Origin of the sequence: Gracilimonas sp., from assembly GCF_035704785.1 — a bacterium.
Lineage (GTDB): Bacteria > Bacteroidota > Rhodothermia > Balneolales > Balneolaceae > Gracilimonas.
Genome location: NZ_DASSWP010000018.1, coordinates 1 through 4,762 on the forward strand (window position 1 = coordinate 1; position 4,762 = coordinate 4,762).

A 4,762-nucleotide genomic window follows, 5' to 3' on the forward strand; every position below is an offset into this window, starting at 1 on the left:
ATCCCGGGTATTTTCGAGAGCATTCAGTACAGCCTCTTTTGTGATCTCACGAAAAACCATCCGCTTCACCGGAACTTTCGGCTTTAGGATCTCCAGCAAATGCCAGGAAATTGCTTCTCCTTCCCGATCCTCATCCGTCGCAAGAATCAATTCATCCGCATCTTTCAATAACTTTTTGAGCCTGGTTACTACTTTCTTTTTGGAAGAAGGGATCACATATAAAGGATCAAAATCTTCGTCTACATTAATGCCTAAATTCGACCAGCTCTCTTTTTTATATTTGGCAGGAATCTCTTTGGCAGATGAAGGCAGGTCGCGAATATGACCCATAGAGGAGTCTACTACGTACCCGTCAGGCAAGTATTTTTTAATAGTTTTAGTTTTCGTAGGTGACTCTACAATTACAAGACTTTTCATTCAGTAGGGGTAATTATTTCAAACTTTCGACCAACTCTTTTAACTCTCCGGCGTGGTCTTTGGTATTTACTTTTTCGACGACTCCCAAAATAGTACCATCTGTATCAATAACAAAGGCCGAACGTGAAGGACCTGTAAAAGTCTTTCCATACATCTTTTTTTCAACTACAGAATCGGTTGCTTCCGCAAATTTATAATCCGGATCTGAAACCAGGGTAAAATCGATGTCTTGCTTTTCAGCATAGCGCTTGTGGGAGCCACAGGTATCTTTGCTTATGGCCACAAGATTATATCCTTTTTCAGTAAACCACTCAGCTTCGTCAGCCAGGTCTTTTGTTTGCCGGTCACACCCACTGGTATTGTTCTTCATGTATACAGATACAATGGTTGGTTTGTCCAACAGGTCTTTGAAATTGATCTCTTTTTCTTCTCCGTTTTGCACTGCTTTTATTGTGAAATCAAGATCCGCTTTTGAGCCTTGTTCGATCATAATGTTAGATTATTTATTCTTTCTGTTGGTGGATTGTGATAACTGAAAGTAAGAAGGGAATCGTTCGGTTTCAGCTTAATCCCTATCTGATTTATTGATGAGAGGGATTTATTTGTTTGATGAGGAGGCTTCTTGGTATAGCTTGTTTCAAACGTAAACTCCTTCGGGGTTTCAAGTACTGACTTAGTTGTCTGAGTAAAAGTTAACCCTAGATTCATAGATCTTTCAGACTCTGAATTAACTACTATCTCCACATCCTGAAAGGATGCCACATGAATAACTCCGGGTGAAGCTTGCGAAACCCGGAGACCATAGCATCAAAAGCCCAGCAACCCTGAAGGGGTTGAACTAAATGTCTGTTAAGCCCATATTGGTGTAAAATAATCGGGGGTTAATTATGAGTACCTATACACAGCTTTTATATCAAATTATTTTCAGTACCAAAGAACGCAATCCATCTTTAACAAAACCTAATCGAAAACAATTGTACAAATATCTTTGGGGTATTCTTAATAATAAAAACTGTCATTTATACCGGATTAATGGAGTTGAAGATCATCTGCACATCATCACCCATGTCCACCCAACGATGCCGGTTTCAACGTTGATCAAAGACCTGAAAACCTCAAGCAACAAATACATCCGGAAAGAAGGATTATTTCCTGAGTTTACCGGGTGGCAGGATGGATATGGTGCGTTTAGTTACAGCATTAAAGCCAAAGACCGGCTGATTGAGTATGTGAAAAACCAGGAAGAACATCATAAAACAATGACTTTCAGAGAAGAATACATTGCTTTGCTAAAAGAACATGAGATAGAATTTGATGAACGGTATTTGCTTTAACTTTCTTGTTGAACCCATTTAGGGTTGCCGCCTTTTAGCCTTCTCTATCCACGGGTTGCATGGATTACATCCACTTCACCCGCGGTTATTCATGTTAAACCCCTGCGGGGTTTGCACTCGTTCCGAACGAGATGTTCGGAACGCCTGCCGAAACTTCCGGTTCCACCCTAACTACTACAAACATCCTGTTACTCAACGAACCGTGGTACGTTGCCACAACAAAAACTTTGCCACCGCCGCTACCACCAGCGAGTGATGCACAGTCCCTTCCTTCACCATCTCCAAAAAATCATCCAGCGGCATCAGGTGAACGTTAATACGTTCGTGGCCATCCAGTTCCTGCTCCTTGATCTTTTTGCAGTTTTCTACCACATGCAGATGTGTGTAATTTGTTAAAAAAGCCGGGTTTGAACTTACATTTCCCAAATAATGCCAGGTATCTCCCGCATAGCCGGTTTCTTCAAGTAATTCACGCTTAGCCGTTTCATCGTGGGTTTCGCCGGGATCTACCATTCCGCCCGGAAGTTCCAACGTCGGCTGTTCAATGCCATATCTATATTGTTCCACCAACACGATCTCATTTTCACTGGTAAGCGGGATCACGTTCATCCAGTCAGGTGCCTCTACAATCGAAAACTCAGCTTCCTTATCTTCCGATTCGAGTTTCATATCGCGACTTACAAGTTTGAAGATATTCGTCGTATATTTGAGCTCTTCATTCGTGGTGACCCACGGCTCAATTGTAAATTTAAAATCACGGTTTTTCATAAATGTCAGAAACGCTCAAATTAGTTAAAGATCAATTTTCCTCGGAGACAGAACTTAAAAAAGCTATTATTAAAGCGTGCGATCTGATGGAAGAAATTTATGCTTCAGGAAAATACCCTAAGCTGATCGTTGAGCGTACCTGGAGTAAGCACAATCCTGTTATAGATGGAGAACTTGCTCAGCCCGCCGCATACCGATGGTATTTAAAGCGTGAAATTGAACGTTTGGTTAATAATGGGGCAACGGTTTTTGTGAAGCCTTCCAGGGAAGCCTTAGCAATGAACAATCCGGAACTCTTTGACAACTTGGATGAGAATGAGTGGGACATCACCCAAAAGAAATTATTTTTATTCCGGGCCGAACGCATCGACATTTCCCTCGATCGGCTTTACCATTATACCGGCACCAAACCGGAAGATTTCCAGCGATACATTCTTTTCACAAACTATGATATGCATATTGATGTATTCCTTGAGATGTTTCCCGACTGTGAAAAACCGGTGAACGAGGGAGCTCAGATGCCTGCCTACCATCACAAAATGGAAAACAACTCCGGCCTTACGCTGGTGAATATCGGTGTGGGTCCTTCGAATGCCAAAACCATTACCGATCATGTTGGAGTGCTTCGGCCGGATGCCATGGTGATGGTCGGACACTGCGGCGGACTCCGAAATCACCAGGATATCGGCGACTTCGTTCTGGCCAACGGTTACTACAGAGCCGACCGCGTACTGGATGATGTTTTTCCTATCGGAATCCCAATCTCACCAAATTACATTCTGAACCGGTACATGCAGGAGGTGTTGGACAAAAATGATATGGAACACCGCATCGGAACGGTGTACACCACGGCCAACCGAAACTGGGAATTCTCAAAAGCCCGAACGGTGGAGGAAATTCACATGAGCCGAAGCATTGCTGTGGATATGGAGTCATCAACCGTAGCCACCAATGGATTCCGATATCGTATCCCCCATGCTACCCTGCTTTGTGTAAGTGACAAACCCCTGCACGGAAAACCAAAGCTTTCCCAATATGCACAGTCGTTTTACCAAAACTCCAAGGAACTCCATCTCAAAATGGTGATAGAGGCCCTTCAAATGGTGAAGGAGAATTACCCGGAAGGATTGCCAAATTCCAGCATCCGTGCATTTAATGAGCCGCTGATGGGTGGGACGGAGTAGAACATCGAACATCCAGCAAGGAACTTCCAACGCTGAACGATTTTCCGATTTTGGTTTTCATTTCCTAAGTCATCCCCGCGAAGGCGGGGATCTGAATCTCCAATTCTTTTTCTTCTGGAAGCCCTGAAGGATTTCGCTAGTGTAACGGATCACTATTGGATTAACTTTTTCAGCACCTTTACATCAATCTAGCAGACCGTAAGGGCGTATTGCAATACGCCCTTACTTGACTCTTGCCAGCTTATAATTAATGCAAATAAAATATCTCCCCTCGCTCCAACCGCTCTGCGTTGAAGCGAAAGAATTAACTTCCAATAAAATAAAATCTTAGAACATCATGATTTTCTTTATTCGGAAACTATTTATTGTTTATCAATAAATAATTGTTGCTTTTCACCTATTCTTTGATTTTCTTTTTTGGCAAACGGAAATCAATTTTACTGTTATGGAATTCAAAAAAGACTGGTCGTTAGCGTATTTCCTTTACTACATCTGCCAAATTGGAATTTGGCTGACCATAATCAATGCAGTAATAATGCTGATGTTCAACTCTAGTAATTATGTTTCTGAAGATGGTACTTACTTTATACACAGCATTCCGGTTGTACTAAACATTGAGGGACTGGATAGCCTCAATGACATTGAAACAAACGATGCCAAAGTCAACATCTATAATACGCTAAAAGCCAATATTGCTTTACAGGCTAGCTTTCAGGATCATTTACCGGCCTTTTTATTCTATAATGGCTTAAAGGCTTATAGCACGATCCTTGTTCTGGTGGTATTATACTTTTTTGCCAAAGTGTTGAGAAATGTAGCCGAGGGCAATCCGTTTGATATCACCAATTCCAAATATCTCTACATTATTGGTTGGACACTTTTCCTCACATCAGCCCTTAACATATTTATCAGGTTCCTCCCATTACCACTGCTTGACAGTATTTCCCTCCCAGAAGGCTATGAGTTTTCTTCCCTTCAAGGATTTGAAGACTTTATGATGATCGGAATTTTCATCATCGTACTCGGCTATGTATTTAAAGAAGGGAATCGCATTTACGA

Annotated in this window: 6 protein-coding genes; 3 read left to right on the forward strand and 3 right to left on the reverse strand. The window is 41.9% G+C overall.

Going from position 1 to position 4,762, the window contains the following annotated elements:
* On the reverse strand, positions 1–417 hold a 417-nt coding region (locus VFM80_RS00870), incomplete at its 3' end, for a toprim domain-containing protein (protein WP_395068607.1).
* A gap of 13 nt (positions 418–430) precedes the next feature.
* Complete coding sequence (locus VFM80_RS00875; protein ID WP_395068609.1) at positions 431–907, reverse strand: peroxiredoxin; 477 nt, start codon at positions 905–907, stop codon at positions 431–433.
* Between the two features lie 397 nt (positions 908–1,304).
* On the opposite strand from VFM80_RS00875, the gene tnpA reads away from it, so the two are divergent.
* Positions 1,305–1,751 carry an IS200/IS605 family transposase gene (gene tnpA / locus VFM80_RS00880; protein ID WP_395068611.1) on the forward strand — a complete coding sequence of 149 codons (447 nt, stop codon included), beginning with the start codon at positions 1,305–1,307 and terminating at the stop codon, positions 1,749–1,751.
* 192 nt (positions 1,752–1,943) lie between these two features.
* On the opposite strand, the gene VFM80_RS00885 is transcribed toward tnpA, so the two are convergent.
* Positions 1,944–2,519, reverse strand: a complete 576-nt coding sequence (locus tag VFM80_RS00885) for an NUDIX hydrolase (RefSeq protein ID WP_395068613.1) — start codon at positions 2,517–2,519, stop codon at positions 1,944–1,946.
* Positions 2,520–2,521: 2 nt separating this feature from the next.
* On the opposite strand from VFM80_RS00885, the gene VFM80_RS00890 reads away from it, so the two are divergent.
* Both VFM80_RS00890 and VFM80_RS00895 read left to right on the forward strand, forming a co-directional pair.
* Positions 2,522–3,703 (forward strand): AMP nucleosidase, encoded by a 1,182-nt coding sequence (locus VFM80_RS00890; RefSeq protein ID WP_395068615.1) that lies wholly within the window; start codon positions 2,522–2,524, stop codon positions 3,701–3,703.
* A 445-nt stretch (positions 3,704–4,148) separates the two neighbouring features.
* On the forward strand, positions 4,149–4,762 hold a 614-nt coding region (locus VFM80_RS00895; protein ID WP_395068617.1), incomplete at its 3' end, for a DUF2975 domain-containing protein.